Below are 15,946 nucleotides of genomic sequence, written 5' to 3'. Positions count from 1 at the left end.
CTTGGGGGAACTATGAAAACCTTTCAGCAATTCGGCCTGGTTCTGCTGCTGGCGCTGGGGCTGGCTGCCTGCGGCGAGTCGCAGCAGCCGGCTGCAAGTCTCGATCCGGTAGCCTTTCACGACGGTGACGAATGCCACGTCTGCGGCATGGTCATCAGCGACTTTCCCGGGCCCAAGGGCGAGGCGGTGACGGCGGGCGGAGTGAAGAAGTTCTGTTCGGCCGCCGAGATGCTCGGCTGGTGGCTGCAGCCGGAAAACCGCGGGCGTGACATGAAGCTCTACGTGCACGACATGGGGCGAAGTGTCTGGGAACACCCGGACGACAGCCATCTGATTGACGCAACCAGCGCCTACTATGTGATCGGAACGCCGCTCAAGGGCGCGATGGGTGCGGTGCTCGCCAGCTTCGCCGAGGAGGGCGCCGCGCAGAAGCTGGCCGCCGAACACGGCGGGCGCGTGCTGCGCTTCGAGGAGATCGACCAGGCCTTGCTCCAGCAGGCGGCGGCCATGCAGTATGGCGCGGCACATGAGGGCGCGATGCACGAGGGCGCGCACGGCGAGCACGCGGCGGCGTCGATGGACCACAACGAACACGCCGGTCACTGACCGCAGTCAACGCAACGAGGTAGCAAATGATGGGTATCAGCATCTGGCAGCTTCTGATCATTCTTCTGATCGTCGTCATGCTGTTCGGCACCAAGCGCCTGCGCGGCCTGGGGTCGGACCTGGGCAGTGCGATCAGTGGCTTTCGCAAGTCGGTCAGCGAGGGCGACAGCACGCCCGCCGCGCAGGAGTCGGTGCGTCACGAGGTCAAGTGATGCGCAACCGCGCCAAGGAAACGGGCCTTCATGGCCCGTTTTTTTTGCCGCTAGGCAGGGCGCGGCCCGCCCGGGTGGCCGGGAAAGCGGCTCGCAGGGGGCCAACCGTCACTTTTTCGCCGTCTCCGGGAAAAGCTGATTGCAATCAAGTCTGATCGGGGTAGTGAAGCGGTAGAAAGTAGCCATCGCCTCCGTCTTTGGAGGCACGCCCCGCCGAGCCGTCGCAAGCCGTCGTCCGGCGGCAGAACGTTTTCAGGAGGCCTGCTGTGCAAGTTGTCGACCGGCGAAAAGCCCTCAGTATCCCGCCCGTCTGGCGCCTCGCCTTTCGCCCGTTCTTTCTCGCCGGCGCGGTGTTCGCGCTGCTGGTCGTGCCGCTCTGGGTGATGGCCTGGACCGGTCTGTGGCCGGGCTTCCAGCCCACCGGTGGCTGGCTGGCCTGGCACCGTCACGAGATGCTGTTCGGCTTTGCCATGGCCATCGTCGCCGGCTTTCTGCTGACCGCGGTGCAAACCTGGACCGGCCAGGTGGCGCCCTCCGGCAAGCCGCTGATGGGCCTGGCGCTGCTCTGGCTGTCGGCGCGCCTGGGCTGGTTGTTCGGCCTGCCGCTGGCGCTGCTGATTCCGCTCGATCTGGCCTTTCTCTTCGCCGTCGCGGTGCTGATGGGGCGCATGCTCTGGGCCGTGCGACAGAAGCGCAACTACCCGGTGCTGGCGGTGCTCACGCTGATGATCGCTGCCGATGCGCTGGTACTGACCGGCATGGCGCGTGCCGACGATGCCCTGCAGCGCCAGGGTGTGCTGGCTGGCCTGTGGCTGGTCGCGGCCTTGATGGGGCTGATCGGCGGGCGAGTGATTCCGTTCTTCACCCAGCGCGGCCTCGGCTGGGTCGAAGCGATCAAACCCTGGGTCTGGCTCGATGTGGCCCTGCTGGCAGGCAGCGCGTTGATCGCCCTGCTGCATGCCCTGGGCATCGCCCTGCAGGCGCAGCCGCTGGTAGGCGTGCTGTTGCTTCTGCTCGGCGCCGGCCACCTGCTGCGTCTCGGCCGCTGGTACGACAAGGGCATCTGGCGCGTACCGCTGCTCTGGTCGCTGCATCTGTCGATGCTCTGGCTGGTGGTGGCCTGCTTCGGCCTGGCGCTCTGGCACTTCGGTCTGCTGGCGCAGTCGAGCCCTTCGCTGCACGCGCTGACCGTCGGCGCCATGAGCGGGCTGATCCTGGCGATGATCGCGCGGGTGACCCTGGGCCACACCGGCCGCCCACTACAGGTGCCGACCGGCATGGTGCCCGCCTTCGTGCTGTTCAACCTGGGCGTGGCGGCTCGCGTGTTCCTCGCCGCGCAATGGCCGGTGGCTGGCCTCTGGCTGGCGGCGGCCTGCTGGTCGCTGGCCTTTCTCGTCTACGCCCTGCGTTACGCGCCGATGCTGCTCAGCGCGCGGGTCGACGGTCATCCCGGCTGAGCCGGGCGACAGTTTCCTTCCAAGTTCCCAACGCTGCGCCTGGCTCGAGCCCGGCGCCTGAGACTCGGCGTGCCGAGCAACGGAGAAAGAGATGAAAAGCGAGTTCCTCGATCGTCTGGCCGTGGTGACGGGCGCCAGTTCGGGTATCGGCCTGGCGCTGTGCGCGGCGCTGCTGCAGCGTGGCGCGCGAGTGCTGGCGATGTCGCGTTCGCAGGGTGGCCTCGGGCCGCTGATGGAAACCTACGGCGAGCGGTTGTGCTGGCTGTCCGGCGATGTGACGTCGGCCGAGGACCTGACAGCCCTGTGCCGGCGTGCCGCGGCGATGGGGCCGGTGGATTTCCTGGTGCCGAATGCCGGTATTGCCGAGCTGGCCGATAGCCTGGACGCGAGTGCGTTCGAGCGGCAATGGGCGGTCAACGGCGCAGGCGCGCTGAACACCCTGGCTGCGCTGCGCAGCGAACTGGCCAAGCCGGCCTCGGTAGTGTTCATCGGCACCTTTCTGACCCGTGCTAGCTTTCCCGGGCTGGCGGCCTACATCGGCACCAAGGCGGCGCTCGCCGCGCAAACGCGCACCCTGGCGGTGGAGTTCGCGCCGCTCGAGGTGCGCATCAACATGGTTTCGCCCGGGCCTACCGCTACCGCCATCTGGGGCACGCTGGGGCTGGCCGACGAGCAACTCGAGCAGGTCGCCGACACGGTGAGCAAGCGGCTGCTGCCGGGGCATTTTCTCGAGGCCGCGGCGGTCGCCAACGTCATTCTGTTTCAGCTGTCGCAGGGAGCGCGCGGTGTCTACGGGCAGGACTGGGTGGTGGACAACGGCTATACCCTGGCCTGAGGGGGCAGCATGTGGTTCAAGAGCAAGCAGATGGCACAGCGCCTGGAGCACGAGACCCGCGAGCGGCTTGCACGCGATGAGGCGCGCCAGGCGCGCATCGAGGCGCTGGAGCGGGAGCTGGGCGACGCGCACCGGGTGATCGAGGCGCAGCGGCAGCAGCTCGCGCACCATCGCGGCGTGGCGGCCAACCTGGTGCGCTTCGGCAGCTCGGTGTCCAGCCTTGGCGATTCCTTCGAATACCTCGCTGCGCAGCTGGCGCACAGCCAGGACCGCGCCGGGCAGGTGGCCGAGGCGGCGCTGGCCAGCCGGCAGCAGTTCGGTGCCTTGCGTGGCGAGGCGCAGCGGATGGAGGACGGCCTCGATCAGGCCTCGCAGAAGGTACAGTCGCTGGCCGAGTGCTCGCGCGAGATCAACGGCATCGTCGACCTGATCAGCGGCATCGCCAGCCAGACCAACCTGCTCGCGCTGAATGCCGCAATCGAGGCCGCGCGCGCCGGCAGTGCCGGGCGCGGCTTTGCCGTGGTCGCCAGCGAGATCCGCAGCCTGGCGGAAAAGACCGCGCTGGCCACCGACGACATCGTGGGCAAGATCGGCGAGGTGCAGGAAGAAATCCGCAGCGTGCATACGCACATCCGCTTGCAGGGCGAGAGCGCGCAGGGCTTCAACCACACCGCCGAGGAAGCGGTGCAGGCAATGGAACGGCTGCGCGAGCTGGCTGGGGCGATGCGCCGTAGCAGCGAGACCTCGGCCCTGCGCGCCGGCGTCGAACTGGCCAACCTTGACGAGTTGTCGCTCAAGTTCGTGGTCTATAACCACCTGCTCGGCAACGGCGAGCAGCCGCCGGAGCTGCCGAGCGAGCGCGATTGCCGCTTCGGCCGCTGGTACTACGGCGACGCCGACCGCCAGCTCAAGCTGTTCGATGGCTTCGCCCAGATCGAGCGACCGCACACCGCCGTGCACGCTCAGGGCCAGGCGGCGATCACCGCGTTCGGCCAGGGTGAGCTGACCCTCGCGTTGCAGAGCCTGGAGCGCATGGAAGACGCCAATCTTCAGGTGATGCGCATCGTCAACGGCCTGCTCGATAGACTGGAGCAGGCTCCCGAGAGCGGGGCAGAGCGGGGCGAACGACAGCTGCTCGATGCTTGATTCAATAATATTGCTTACAAGGAGCAATAACATTCGTTAGATAAAAGTAAATCGCTCGGCTGACAATGGCCACCGCATCAAGGCGCGACACCCGGTCGCGCTTGTTCATGAACCGACTTCCACAGAGGAACGGCGAGTGAGTGCGTGCCGGTCAGTCGTTACCGCCCGGGCCTTGTGACGAGGCCACGCGGATCGCCGCCCGCGCCGCATCCGCTTGCGATAGCTATGAGCGAACCGCAGAGCACTCTCGAACCCGACTACAACTACCGCGTCGTGCGCCAGTTCACCCTGATGACCCTCGTCTGGGGCGTGCTCGGCATGGGCCTGGGCGTCTTCATCGCGGCCCAGCTGGTCTGGCCGCAGCTCAATTTCGGCCTGCCGTGGACCAGCTTCGGTCGGCTGCGCCCGATCCATACCAACCTGGTGATCTTCGCCTTTGGCGGCGGCGCGCTGTTCGCCTCGTCGTTCTACATCGTGCAGCGGACCAGCCAGGTGCGACTGGTCTCCGACCAGCTGGCCGCGGTGGTGTTCTGGGGCTGGCAGGCCGCCTGCGTGGCCATGCCGATCAGCTACGTGCTGGGCTACACCACGTCCAAGGAATACGCCGAAATGGAGTGGCCGATCGCGCTGTGGGTGACCTTTGTCTGGCTGCTCTACGGCTACCTGTTCTTCGCCACCGTGGCGCGCCGACGGATGCGCCACATCTACGTCGGCAACTGGTTCTTCGGCGCCTTCATCATCGTCACGGGCATGGTGCACGTGGTCAATCACGTGCAATTGCCGGTATCGCTGCTCAAGAGCTACTCGGTCTATTCCGGCGCCACCGACGCGATGGTCCAGTGGTGGTACGGGCATAGCGTGGTCGGCTTCATCCTCTCGGTGGGCTTTCTCGGCATGATGTATTACTTCGTGCCGAAGCAGGCCGAGCGGCCGATCTACTCGTACCGGCTGTCGATCGTGCACTTCTGGGCGATCATCTCGATCTACATCTGGGCCGGCCCGCACCATCTGCACTACACCGCGCTGCCGGAGTGGGCGCAGAGCCTGGGCATGGTGATGTCGATCATCCTGCTGGCGCCGTCCTGGGGCGGCATGATCAACGGCATGATGACCCTCTCCGGCGCCTGGCATAAGTTGCGCACCGACCCGATCCTGCGCTTTCTGGTGGTCTCGCTGGCGTTCTACGGCATGTCGACGTTCGAAGGCCCGATGATGGCGATCAAGACGGTCAATGCGCTGTCGCACTACACCGACTGGACCATCGGTCACGTGCATGCCGGTGCGCTGGGCTGGGTGGCGATGATCTCGATCGGCTCGCTGTACCACCTGGTGCCGCGCCTGTGGGGCGCCGAGCGGATGTACAGCGTGCGGCTGATCAATGCGCACTTCTGGCTGGCGACCATCGGCACCGTGCTCTACATCGCCTCGATGTGGGTCAACGGCATCACCCAGGGCCTGATGTGGCGAGCTATCAACGAGGACGGCACGCTGACCTATTCCTTCGTCGAGGCGCTCGAGGCCAGCCACCCGGGCTATGTGGTGCGCATGATCGGCGGCGGCCTGTTCGCCTCCGGCATGCTGCTGATGGCGCTCAACACCTGGCTGACGGTGCGCCATGCGCCGCGCGCCCCGGCACCCGATGCAGAGCTGACCGCTGTGACTGCTTGATTTCCCCTCGCTACCCTTGTAGCTCCTGATGGTCCAGGGACGGACCTTTTTTACCCGGCTACGCTCCGATAGCCGGTGCTTCGTCTGACAAGAGCTTCCATGCAAGACAACCTGATCGACTGGTTCAAATCCTTCGTGCCCGCGCCGCTGAATGCGGCCCCCCGACTATGGCTGCGCGCCGCCATCGGCATCGCCTTCGTCATGCCGCTGGTGTTTCTCAGTGACCGCTGGCTGGTCGGCACCGGGCTGGCGCTACAAGTGATCGCGCCGGTTGGCGCCTCCGCCGTGCTGGTATTCGTCGCCTCGTCGAGCCCCTTCGCCCAGCCCTGGTCAGTCATCGGTGGCAATCTGTTCGCCGCACTGATCGGCGTCGCCCTGGGGCTCAGTGGCCTGCCCAGCGTGCTCGCCGCGACGCTGGCCGGCGCGGCAACGCTGCTGTGCCTGTTCTCGCTGCGCTGCCTGCACCCGCCGAGCATCGCGCTGGCGCTGGTGGCCGCAGTGGGCAGCCCCGACCTGCACCAGCTGCACTTCGGCCTGCTCGGGCCGGTGATGTTCAACTCGCTGCTGCTGGTGACCTTCGCGCTGCTGTTCAACAACCTCACGGGCAATCCCTACCCCAAGGCGCGCCTGCCGCGCGAAAACGAGCACCACACCCGCGACCCGCGGCCGGGCGAGCGGATGAGCTTCGTCCAGGATGACGTCGACCGGGCGCTGGCCGAATTCGGCGAGTACGTCGACATCACCCGTGACGACCTCGCCCGGCTGATCAAGCAGACCGAGAAGCACGCGCTGCGCCGCAGCATGGGCGAGGTCACCGCCGCGCACGTGATGTCGCGCGATATCTACTGGCATACCCCGGACACCTTTATCGAATCGGCCTGGCAGACCCTGCAGCAACATCGCCTGCGTTCGTTGCCGGTGGTCGAAGGCGACGATCACCGGCTGGTCGGCATCGTCACCCAGATCGACCTGCTCAAGCACTTCCACCCCCGCCCGGGGCGTTTGAGCTTCGGCCAGCTGAACTTCCTGCGCGGCACCAAGCTGCGCGCCATCATGAGTTCGCCGGTGGTTTCGGTAACCATGGACACGCACATGGTCGAGCTGGTCTACCTGCTGTCCGACCGCGGCCTGCACTGCCTGCCGGTGGTCGATGAGCAGCAGCGCCTGGTGGGCATGATCACCCAGACCGACCTGATCGCCGCGCTGTACCGCTACTGGCTCAAGCAGCTTCCGGACTGAGTCGGCTCAGATCTCGTAGTACCAGCGCGACCAGTCGAAGTCGTCCAGCGCCAGCTCGCGTACCAGGTTGAGCGCCTTGGCCAGCGCCGCCGAGCGGTTGGCACGGGAATAGACCAGGTACACCGGATGCGAGAATTCCGGCGCCTGTTCGACGCGCTTGAGCACGCCTTCGTCGAGGTAGCGCTGCACCACCCGCGTGCGGAAGTAGCCGCGCCCGCCGCACTGCACCAGGTACTGCAGCGCCAGCGGGCCGAGGCTGAAGGACATCGCGGCGCGGGTGTGCTCGGGCAGCGCCTGGTTGTGCTGCTTGCGAAACGCCGGGCCCCAGTCGACGTACAGGTACGGCTCGGGGTTGCGCGTCTGCACCACCTGGATGAGCTTTTCCTCGAGCAACTGTTCGACCTGCAGGCCCGGCCAGTACTCGGGCTGGTGCACCAGCGCGGCATCGAGCAGGCCGAGGTCGAGCTTTTTCTGCAGTTCCTCGTCACTCGCCACTTCGCTGCGCAGCGCATGGCTGGGCAGCGTCTCGCGCAGGCGCTGCACCCAGGCGAGCATCAGCGGATTGCACAGGCTGACCTCGGCGCCGAGCGTGAGCAACTGGTCGTAACCCTGAGGCAGCGGCAGGTCGCGGCGCGCAGCCTCCCAGGTCTGTACCAGCTGGTTGGCATAGGCGACGAAGCGTTCGCCATCGTCGGTCAGGCGCGCACCGGCGCGGTTGCGCACGAACAGCCGGCAGCCGAGCTGGCTTTCGAGGTTCTGGATGCGTGCGGTGACGGCGGTCTGGGTCAGGTGCATGCGCTCGGCCGCGGCGATGAAGCTGCCGCCGCGAATGATCTCGAGAAAGGTGCGGGCGAGATCGATGTCCATGCGCATGCCTGTGTAATGAGGGGGCCGCCATTGTAGCGGACAAGGCCGGTGCTGGCCCGCAACGGGCCGGCCGGGTGCAGCGGCGTGGCCGTCCGCACCCGGCAGCGGAACCGATCAGTGCGAGGTGCCTTCGGCGAACTCGATCTTGTTGCCGACGTTGTACTTGCCGGACGGCTTGTTCATCGGGATGCGCTTGATCTCCTCGAGCGTATTGGCGTCGTAGACGATCAGCGCGCCATCGGTGTCCCAGACGCTGAGCAGGGCGTAGCGGCCATCGTTGGTGAACTCGACGTGGGCGGCGTTCTTGCCGGGCATCGGGCGCAGGGTGTGGGCGATTTCCAGGGTCTGCTTGTCGATCAGGTGCACGGCGTCGTTGTTCGGTCCGAAGAACACGTCGGTCCAGGCGTAGGGCGAATTCTGCTGGCTGCGCATGAAGAAGCCCGGCCCTTCGGTGGGAATCTCCTTGATCAGCTTCCAGCTCTCGAGGTCGAGCACCGAGATCAGCCCCTTGCTGACGTTCGGCGTGGCGAACACCCACTTGCCGCCGCGCTTCCAGTAGATGCCCGAGCCCAGGTGCGGCATGCCCGGCAGCGGAATGTCGGTGACCGTGCGACCGCTGTCGAGGTCGATCACCTGGCCGCCCTTGGCCTTGCGTGAAGTCGCCAGCAGCTGGCCGTAGTCCGGGGTGAAGGAGAAGTCGTCGAGGTAGTCGGCCGCCTGGATGCGCCGCGGCACGAAGGTCGGCTCGCCGGCGTAGGACAGCTCCCAGGCTTCCTTCACGTCCTTCAGCGCGACGATGAAGCTCTCGCGCGGCGGCGCGGTGTAGACGGCACTGACCCGTGACGGCGTGCCGTCGGCCGCCACCGCCGGGATGTGCTTGACCAGCGACAGATCGCGCGCATCGAGCAGCACCAGGTTGCCCGGCAGGTAGTTGCCCACCAGCACCCAGCGGCCGTCGTTGCTGACCGCCAGGTTGCGCGTGTTCAGCCCGGCGCGCACCTCGGCGATCATGGTCAGGTTGTTGAGGTCGTAGAGGCTGACCCAGCCATCGCGCGAGGCGAAGTAGACGAAGCGTCCGTCCGGCGAGAACTTCGGCCCGCCGTGCAGGGCGAAGTGCGACTGGAAGTTGGCGAGCTCCTCGAAGCGGTCGCCGTCGAGCACCCGCACGTGATGATTGCCGGCCTCCACCACGACGAACAGGTTCAGCGGATCGGCGCCGTGCTGCGGGGGCGTCGGTAGCGTGGCGACGTCCTTGAGAAGACGATGGCTGGCACGGATGTCGGCATCGCTCCAGGTCGGCGGCACGGCCGCGGGCTGGTAGAGGTAGCCGGTCAGTGCCTTGATCTGCTGGTCATCGAGCACGCCGGAGAAGGCTGCCATCTGGCTTGCCGGGCGACCGTTGCGAATGACCTTTTCCGCTTCGGCCGGCTTCAGTCGGCTCAGGCTTTCGGGCAAGAGCGCCGGGCCGGCGCCGCCCAGGCGGTTCTCGCCGTGGCAGCTCTGGCAGTGGCTCTGGTAGAGGCTATGGGCGTCGACCTCGGCCGCGGCGGCGCGTGGCACGGCCAGGTCAAGGGCGACAAAGGTGGCCGCTGGCAGCGCCGCGGCGACCAGCAGGGCAGGTATCAGTCGCATAGTGCCTCCTCGCCACGCAGGCGTGCCGGAAAGCTCACGCGGCGCTTGGCGAACAGTTCGACGACCCGGCCGATCACGGTCAGCGTCGGGGGCGTGAGCTGCTTCTCGTCGGCCATCAGCGGCAGTTGCGCGAGCGTGCAACGCACCACCTGCTGGTCGTCGCGGGTGCCGTTGCCGATCAGCGCGGCCGGCGTGTCGGCCGGCAAGCCGGCGGCGATCAGCTGGCGCGAGATCTCGCCAAGGGTGGACAGGCCCATGTAGAACACCAGGGTCTGCTTGGCATTGGCCAGGCTGCTCCAGGGCAGGCGCAGCTCGCCATTCTCCTGCAGATGGCCGGTGATGAACTGGCAGGAGTGCGCCACGTCGCGGTGCGTCAGCGGAATGCCGGCGTAGGCGGTGCAGCCGGCCGCCGCGGTGATGCCGGGGACGACCTGGCAATCGATGCCACGGGCGAGCAGATAGTCGAGTTCCTCGCCACCGCGGCCGAAGATGAACGGATCGCCGCCCTTGAGCCGCACCACGCGCTTGTTCGTGCGGGCCAGGTCGACCAGCAGCTGGTTGATCTGCGGCTGCGGCAGGCTGTGGAAGCCACTGGTCTTGCCGACGTAATGACGGCTGCAGCGCCCCGGCAGCAGGGCCATCAGGTCTTCGCTGACGAGGCGGTCGTAGACCACCGCGTCGGCCTGTTGCAGCAGGCTCCAGCCGCGCAGCGTGAGCAGGCCGGGGTCGCCCGGGCCGGCGCCGACCAGTGCGACCTCACCGGGGGCAAGGGTGGCGCTCAGCGAGGCGGGAAAGGGGGTTGGCTGATCCATACGATCTCCTAGGTGCTCATCGGCTGCGGGGGTGACGCTGCGGCGTTCTGCGGCCGCTCGATCGGGTCAAATGGCGATGCTGGGAATGCGTTCGGGGCTCGGCAGGCCGATCTCCGTGTCGGACAGGTAACAGCCCGGGTCTTCGGCCCAGAGGTCGCCGGCGGCCCAGGCGCGGGTGCGGGTGTTGCCATTGCAGATCGCCAGCCAGCGACACTCGGCGCAACGGCCCTTGACCGCGCGCGGGTGTTGGCGCAGCTGCTCGAGCAGTGGCTCGGGGCGCTCCAGCCAGATGTCGCGGAAGCGCTGCCGGCGCACGTTGCCGACGGTGTGCTGCCACCAGTAGGTGTCCGGATGCACGTCGCCGATGTTGTCGATGTTGGCGATGCCGCTGCCCGAAGCGTTGCCGCCCCAGGCGCGCAGCATCCGTTCCAGGCGTTCGGCGTGCTGCGGCAGGTTGGCCTCGACCCACTGCAGCAGGAGCACGGCGTCGGCATCGTTGTTGCCGCTGACGAAGTCGGTCTCGCGGCCCTGCTGCACATCGGCCCAGGCCTGCTCGAACAGCTGGCGCATGGCGTCGCGGGTCATCAGGTGGTGCGCGTCGGCCTTGCGGCTGCGCCGGCCGCGGCCGCTGTAGTTGAGGTGCGAGAGGTAGAACTTCTGCACGTCGTGTTCGCGCATCAGTTCGAGCAGGGCGGGCAGCTGCGGGTAGTTGTTCTGCGTCAGGGTGGTGCGCAGGCCGACGCGGATGCCGTGCTGTCGGCAGAGGTCGATGGCGTGCATCGAGGCGGCGAAGCTGCCCTTGAGCTGGCGCCAGTCGTCATGCACCGCCTCCAGGCCGTCGATGCTGATGCCGACGTAGTCGAACCGGGCCTGGGCGATGCGCTCGATGTTGCCTTCGTCGATCAGCGTGCCGTTGGTCGACAGGGCGACGAAGAAGCCCTTGTCGCGGGCGTAGTCGGCGAGCTGGAAGATGTCCGGGCGCAGCAGCGGCTCGCCGCCGGAGAGGATCAGCACGCGCACGCCGGCTTCGTGTAGCTGGTCGATCACGCCGAGCGCCTCGGCGGTGTCCAGCTCGTCGCGGAATTCGCTGTCGGCGGAGGTCGCGTAGCAGTGGCGGCAGGTCAGGTTGCAGCGGCGCAGCAGGTTCCAGATCACCACCGGTGGCCGTGCCGGGCCGACGCTGCGGGCGCCGAGCACGCGCTGCTGCGGATTGGCGAGGGCGCGCAGGTAATGGCTGATTCTCAACATGGGCGATTCTCCTCGGGGAGCCCGGCGCTGAAGGTGCCGGGGGCGTACCCTGGTTGCGTGCAGAATCACCGACCTTGCGCGTGCTGATCCTTGACCGGAAACAATAAAAGGGGCCGAGCGGCGCGCGGCGCGACGAGCGCCAGGCTCAGCCCTGCGCCGGCAGAAGGGCGAGCACGCCGCCGGCCATCAGCAGCGGCCAGCCGAGCAGCAGCAGGCGCCACAGGCGCGGCGCGTGGCGCAGCTCCATGAAGCCCTCGGTGATCAGCCAGGCCTTGCCCAGTGCGGCGAGCATGACGGCAGCGGCGATCAGCAGGCCGGAGCCGCTGCCGCCGAGCAGCACGCTCAGGGTCGAGAGCCCGGCGAGCCCCAGCCAGCAACCGATCAGCGCCTTGGACGCGGACATCGCGGACCTCCTCAGTTGAGTACGTAGACCAGCGGGAAGAGCACTACCCAGATCAGGTCGACCATGTGCCAGTACAGCACCCCGGATTCCAGCCCGCTGTGGTCGGCGGCGGTATAGGCGCCGCGCCGGCAGCGCTCGGCCAGCCAGGCAAGGATCACCATGCCCAGCAGCACATGGAGGAAGTGGAAGCCGGTGAGGATCCAGTAGAGCGTGAAGAAGGTGTTGTGCTCCATGTTCAGGCCCAGCCCGGCAAGGTGGCCGTACTCCTCGAGCTTGAGCACCACGTAGACGCACGAACTGGCCAGCGCTGCGGCGAGCATCAGCGCCGCGCGCCCCTGGCGCCCCCGGCGCACCGCCTCGACCGCCAGGGCGGCGAGCAGGCCGGAAGTCAGCAGGCTCAGGGTCAGCGCCAGACCGATGGAGCTGTCCAGGGCCTGACGGCTTTCGGCGAACAGCGTCGGCTGGAGGCGCTGGGTGACTGCGAACGCGACCACCAGAATGGCGAAGACGGTGAGCTCGGCGAGGATGAAGAACCACATCGCCAGGTCACCCGGCAGGCGCCGGGCGGGCAGGGCAAGGGGCTCAGCCGAAGTGGACATCGACCACATCCATCAGCGCGGCGACCGTCTGCGGATCGTCCGACAAGGGCTCGGCGAGGCACGACAGGCAAGCCTCGCGCGGCGACATGCCGGCGCCGATCATCCGTGCGGTGAAGATCAACAGGCGGGTCGAGGCGACTTCCTCCAGGTCGTGCTGCTCCAGGCGGCGCAGGGCCTGGCCGAGCTTGACCACCTGCGCCGCCAGCGCCGGCTCGACGGCGGCCTCGTTGGCGACGATGCGCTCTTCCTCGGCGGCCGACGGGTAGTCGAAGCGCATGGCGACGAAGCGTTGCCGGGTGCTCGGCTTCATGCCCTTGAGCAGGTTCTGGTAGCCGGGGTTGTAGGACACCACGAGCATGAAGCCGGGCGGCGCCTTGAGCGCTTCGCCGGTGCGCTCGATGAACAGCTCGCGGCGGTCGTCGGCCAGCGGGTGCAGCACCACGGCGGTGTCCTGGCGCGCCTCGACCACTTCGTCGAGGTAGCAGATGCCGCCCTCGCGTACGGCGCGGGTTAGCGGGCCGTCCTGCCACCAGGTGCCCTGCGCGCCGATCAGGTGCCGGCCGACCAGGTCGGCGGCGGACAGGTCGTCGTGGCAGGCCACCGTGTACAGCGGCAGGCCGAGCCGGTGCGCCATGTGCTGTACGAAACGGGTCTTGCCGCAGCCGGTCGGGCCCTTGATCAGCACCGGCATGCCGTGCTGCCAGGCCTGGGTGAACAGCCGTTCCTCGTTGCCTTGGGGCTGGTAGAAGGGGATATCCGGCGTGCCAGCGGCGGTCGGGAATTCAGGCGCATTCACAGGCAATACCTCACTGCGGCGGTTGGTTATCTCGAAGCCCAAGCTACCGGTCCGACCCCGCGCTCTCAACCCATCCGCCGGCAAAGCTTGATCGTGGTCAAGTGCGACCGCGGTGCCGTCGCCATTCAATGCCGGCAACCGGCGCAACGCGCGCCATCCCCCGCGACAAGGCGTCACGGCAGGTGGGTACGGGGGGGTCTCTTGATTGTCGTCAAGCGCTGCCCGAATCGGCCCCTCATAGGATGCAATCGCACCACAAGTACCCGGGAACTGCTGCATCGCCGTCATTTAAGTACGAATCGCACGAAGCGATTCAGAGGGGATAACAGTATGAGAAAACCACTTCTGGCCGGATTCGTCGCCGGCTTCTCGTTGCTCGCGCTAGGCATCGCTCAGGCGCAGGACAAACCCGAAGAAAAGGCCGAGGCTGCCTACAAGAGCCAGGCTTCGGCCGTCGATCCTGCCAGCGCACAGGTCGTGCACTCGCCGGGCGCGCCGGACCTGACCGCCGCCGAATTCGAACAGGCCAAGGAAATCTACTTCCAGCGCTGCGCCGGCTGCCACGGCGTGCTGCGCAAGGGCGCGACCGGCAAGCCGCTGACCCCGGACATCACCCAGGAGCGCGGCCAGGCCTATCTGGAAGCGCTGATCACCTATGGCTCGCCGGCCGGCATGCCCAACTGGGGCACGTCCAACGCGCTGACCAAGGACCAGATCACGCTGATGGCCAAGTACATCCAGCACACGCCACCGACCCCGCCGGAGTGGGGCCTGGCCGAGATGAAGAATTCCTGGAAGGTTCTGGTCAAGCCCGAGGACCGGCCGAAGAAGCAGATGAACGATCTGAACCTGCCGAACCTGTTCTCCGTCACCCTGCGTGACGACGGCAAGATCGCGCTGGTCGACGGCGACAGCAAGAAAATCGTCAAGACCATCGAGACCGGTTACGCGGTGCACATCTCGCGCATGTCCGCCTCGGGCCGCTACCTGTTCGTCATTGGCCGCGATGCCAAGATCGACATGATCGACCTGTGGGCGAAGGAGCCGACCAAGGTCGCCGAGATCAAGGTCGGCATCGAGGCGCGCTCGGTGGAGACGTCCAAGTACAAGGGCTACGAGGACAAGTACGCGATCGCCGGCTCCTACTGGCCGCCGCAGTTCACCATCATGGACGGCGAGACCCTCGAGCCCAAGCAGATCGTCTCGACCCGCGGCATGACCGTCGGCACCCAGGAGTACCACCCGGAGCCGCGCGTGGCAGCGATCATCGCCTCGCACGAGCACCCGGAGTTCATCGTCAACGTCAAGGAAACCGGCAAGGTTATGCTGGTCAACTACGAGGACATCAACAACCTCAGCTACACCACCATCGGTACCGCGCCGTTCCTGCATGACGGCGGTTGGGACGTCAGCCACCGCTACTTCATGACGGCGGCGAACAACTCCAACAAGGTTGCGGTGATCGACTCGAAGAAGCGCAAGATGGCCGCGCTGGTCGATGTCGGCAAGATCCCGCACCCCGGCCGTGGCGCCAACTTCGTGCACCCCGAGTACGGTCCGGTATGGGCCACCAGCCACCTCGGCGACGAGACCATCTCGCTGATCGGCACCGACCCGGACAAGCATCCGAAGAACGCCTGGAAGGTGGTCGAGACCCTCAAGGGCCAGGGCGGCGGTTCGCTGTTCATCAAGACCCATCCGAAGTCCAAGCACCTGTACCTCGATACCACCTTCAACCCGGACGCCAAGGTCAGCCAGTCCGCGGCGGTGTTCGACATCAACAACCTGGCCGCCGGTTACAAGGTCCTGCCGATCGGCGAGTGGTCGGGCCTCAAGGGCGGTGCCCAGCGCGTCGTGCAGCCTGAGTTCAACAAGGCCGGCGACGAGGTCTGGTTCTCCGTGTGGAACGGGCAGGAAGAGGAGTCGGCCATCGTGGTGGTCGACGACAAGACCCTAGAGCTCAAAACAGTGATCCGGGACAAGAGGCTGATCACCCCGACCGGTAAATTCAACGTCCACAACACTCAGTACGACGTTTACTGAGCCACTTCGGGGCGGGCCGCAGGCCCGCTCCACCTAGCCTTGAGGTAGTACTCATGAAGAAAGTTCTGCTCCCGATGCTCGCCCTGGGCGGCGCGCTCGCCCTCCAGCCGGCCCTGGCCCAGGATGGCGAAGCGCTGTTCAAGAGCAAGCCCTGCGCAGCCTGCCATAGCATCGACGCCAAGATCGTCGGCCCGGCGTTCAAGGAAGTCGCCGCCAAGTACGCCGGCCAGGACGGCGCCGCCGACACCCTGGCGCTGCACATCAAGAACGGCAGCCAGGGCGTCTGGGGGCCGATCCCGATGCCGCCGAACCCGGTGACCGAAGAAGAGGCCAAGACGCTGGCCGAGTGGGTCCTGAGCCACAAGTAAGCGTCCCGGAGGGCG

Annotated in this window: 16 protein-coding genes; 9 read left to right on the top strand and 7 right to left on the bottom strand. The window is 66.9% G+C overall.

From position 1 onward, the window contains the following. The first annotated feature begins 12 nt into the window (after nucleotides 1-12). The 7 genes from CL52_RS16685 (at nucleotide 13) to CL52_RS16655 (ending at nucleotide 7,163) form a co-directional block, all read left to right on the top strand. Nucleotides 13-606, top strand: coding sequence for a nitrous oxide reductase accessory protein NosL (locus CL52_RS16685; RefSeq protein ID WP_043221909.1), 594 nt, complete (start codon nucleotides 13-15; stop codon nucleotides 604-606). A gap of 26 nt (nucleotides 607-632) precedes the next feature. Then, nucleotides 633-818: a twin-arginine translocase TatA/TatE family subunit gene (gene tatA, locus CL52_RS16680; RefSeq protein ID WP_224110301.1), complete on the top strand. Its 186-nt coding sequence runs from the start codon at nucleotides 633-635 to the stop codon at nucleotides 816-818. 266 nt (nucleotides 819-1,084) lie between these two features. Beyond that, a complete protein-coding gene (locus tag CL52_RS16675; RefSeq protein ID WP_041107716.1) occupies nucleotides 1,085-2,275 on the top strand; it encodes an NnrS family protein in 1,191 nt (396 codons plus the stop codon). Nucleotides 2,276-2,366: 91 nt separating this feature from the next. Beyond that, the gene (locus tag CL52_RS16670; protein ID WP_041107714.1) at nucleotides 2,367-3,110 is read left to right on the top strand and encodes an SDR family NAD(P)-dependent oxidoreductase; all 744 of its coding nucleotides are present in this window, start codon (nucleotides 2,367-2,369) and stop codon (nucleotides 3,108-3,110) included. 9 nt (nucleotides 3,111-3,119) lie between these two features. Beyond that, complete coding sequence (locus CL52_RS16665; protein WP_043221908.1) at nucleotides 3,120-4,256, top strand: methyl-accepting chemotaxis protein; 1,137 nt, start codon at nucleotides 3,120-3,122, stop codon at nucleotides 4,254-4,256. Between the two features lie 225 nt (nucleotides 4,257-4,481). After that, entirely contained in the window at nucleotides 4,482-5,924 is a 1,443-nt protein-coding gene (ccoN, locus tag CL52_RS16660; protein WP_041107711.1) for a cytochrome-c oxidase, cbb3-type subunit I, read from the top strand. A 99-nt stretch (nucleotides 5,925-6,023) separates the two neighbouring features. Continuing rightward, entirely contained in the window at nucleotides 6,024-7,163 is a 1,140-nt protein-coding gene (locus CL52_RS16655; protein ID WP_043221906.1) for an HPP family protein, read from the top strand. 6 nt (nucleotides 7,164-7,169) lie between these two features. On the opposite strand, the gene CL52_RS16650 is transcribed toward CL52_RS16655, so the two are convergent. From CL52_RS16650 to CL52_RS16620, 7 genes are all read right to left on the bottom strand, one after another. Further along, the gene (locus CL52_RS16650; protein WP_041107707.1) at nucleotides 7,170-8,030 is read right to left on the bottom strand and encodes a LysR family transcriptional regulator; all 861 of its coding nucleotides are present in this window, start codon (nucleotides 8,028-8,030) and stop codon (nucleotides 7,170-7,172) included. A gap of 114 nt (nucleotides 8,031-8,144) precedes the next feature. Beyond that, complete coding sequence (locus tag CL52_RS16645; RefSeq protein ID WP_043221905.1) at nucleotides 8,145-9,662, bottom strand: nitrite reductase; 1,518 nt, start codon at nucleotides 9,660-9,662, stop codon at nucleotides 8,145-8,147. Continuing rightward, a complete protein-coding gene (cobA, locus tag CL52_RS16640; protein ID WP_041107703.1) occupies nucleotides 9,653-10,474 on the bottom strand; it encodes a uroporphyrinogen-III C-methyltransferase in 822 nt (273 codons plus the stop codon). Before cobA ends, CL52_RS16645 begins: the two co-directional genes overlap by 10 nt. 66 nt (nucleotides 10,475-10,540) lie before the next feature. Beyond that, nucleotides 10,541-11,722 (bottom strand): heme d1 biosynthesis radical SAM protein NirJ, encoded by a 1,182-nt coding sequence (nirJ, locus tag CL52_RS16635; protein ID WP_043221903.1) that lies wholly within the window; start codon nucleotides 11,720-11,722, stop codon nucleotides 10,541-10,543. A 145-nt stretch (nucleotides 11,723-11,867) separates the two neighbouring features. After that, nucleotides 11,868-12,125, bottom strand: a complete 258-nt coding sequence (locus CL52_RS16630; protein ID WP_041107699.1) for a cytochrome C oxidase subunit IV family protein — start codon at nucleotides 12,123-12,125, stop codon at nucleotides 11,868-11,870. A gap of 11 nt (nucleotides 12,126-12,136) precedes the next feature. After that, entirely contained in the window at nucleotides 12,137-12,724 is a 588-nt protein-coding gene (locus CL52_RS16625; RefSeq protein WP_041107697.1) for a cytochrome c oxidase subunit 3, read from the bottom strand. Continuing rightward, nucleotides 12,708-13,520, bottom strand: coding sequence for a CbbQ/NirQ/NorQ/GpvN family protein (locus CL52_RS16620; protein WP_043221902.1), 813 nt, complete (start codon nucleotides 13,518-13,520; stop codon nucleotides 12,708-12,710). Before CL52_RS16620 ends, CL52_RS16625 begins: the two co-directional genes overlap by 17 nt. Nucleotides 13,521-13,850: 330 nt before the next feature. Between CL52_RS16620 and CL52_RS16615 the strand changes: the two genes are divergently transcribed. Both CL52_RS16615 and CL52_RS16610 read left to right on the top strand, forming a co-directional pair. Continuing rightward, complete coding sequence (locus CL52_RS16615) at nucleotides 13,851-15,563, top strand: nitrite reductase (protein WP_043221900.1); 1,713 nt, start codon at nucleotides 13,851-13,853, stop codon at nucleotides 15,561-15,563. Between the two features lie 53 nt (nucleotides 15,564-15,616). After that, nucleotides 15,617-15,931 carry a c-type cytochrome gene (locus tag CL52_RS16610; RefSeq protein ID WP_041107691.1) on the top strand — a complete coding sequence of 105 codons (315 nt, stop codon included), beginning with the start codon at nucleotides 15,617-15,619 and terminating at the stop codon, nucleotides 15,929-15,931. The last annotated feature ends 15 nt before the right edge of the window (nucleotides 15,932-15,946 follow it).

This window comes from Stutzerimonas balearica DSM 6083, assembly GCF_000818015.1.
In the GTDB taxonomy this organism is placed as follows: domain Bacteria; phylum Pseudomonadota; class Gammaproteobacteria; order Pseudomonadales; family Pseudomonadaceae; genus Stutzerimonas; species Stutzerimonas balearica.
This window is presented reverse-complemented; position numbering and strand designations above follow the sequence as displayed.

Coding starts and splice junctions, on each gene's coding strand:
- CL52_RS16685 (WP_043221909.1), top strand. CDS start 13: ATGAAAACCTTTCAGCAATTCGGCCTGGTTCTGCTGCTGGCGCTGGGG.
- tatA (WP_224110301.1), top strand. CDS start 633: ATGATGGGTATCAGCATCTGGCAGCTTCTGATCATTCTTCTGATCGTC.
- CL52_RS16670 (WP_041107714.1), top strand. CDS start 2,367: ATGAAAAGCGAGTTCCTCGATCGTCTGGCCGTGGTGACGGGCGCCAGT.
- CL52_RS16665 (WP_043221908.1), top strand. CDS start 3,120: ATGTGGTTCAAGAGCAAGCAGATGGCACAGCGCCTGGAGCACGAGACC.
- ccoN (WP_041107711.1), top strand. CDS start 4,482: ATGAGCGAACCGCAGAGCACTCTCGAACCCGACTACAACTACCGCGTC.
- CL52_RS16655 (WP_043221906.1), top strand. CDS start 6,024: ATGCAAGACAACCTGATCGACTGGTTCAAATCCTTCGTGCCCGCGCCG.
- CL52_RS16650 (WP_041107707.1), bottom strand. CDS start 8,030: ATGGACATCGATCTCGCCCGCACCTTTCTCGAGATCATTCGCGGCGGC.
- CL52_RS16645 (WP_043221905.1), bottom strand. CDS start 9,662: ATGCGACTGATACCTGCCCTGCTGGTCGCCGCGGCGCTGCCAGCGGCC.
- cobA (WP_041107703.1), bottom strand. CDS start 10,474: ATGGATCAGCCAACCCCCTTTCCCGCCTCGCTGAGCGCCACCCTTGCC.
- nirJ (WP_043221903.1), bottom strand. CDS start 11,722: ATGTTGAGAATCAGCCATTACCTGCGCGCCCTCGCCAATCCGCAGCAG.
- CL52_RS16630 (WP_041107699.1), bottom strand. CDS start 12,125: ATGTCCGCGTCCAAGGCGCTGATCGGTTGCTGGCTGGGGCTCGCCGGG.
- CL52_RS16625 (WP_041107697.1), bottom strand. CDS start 12,724: ATGTCCACTTCGGCTGAGCCCCTTGCCCTGCCCGCCCGGCGCCTGCCG.
- CL52_RS16615 (WP_043221900.1), top strand. CDS start 13,851: ATGAGAAAACCACTTCTGGCCGGATTCGTCGCCGGCTTCTCGTTGCTC.
- CL52_RS16610 (WP_041107691.1), top strand. CDS start 15,617: ATGAAGAAAGTTCTGCTCCCGATGCTCGCCCTGGGCGGCGCGCTCGCC.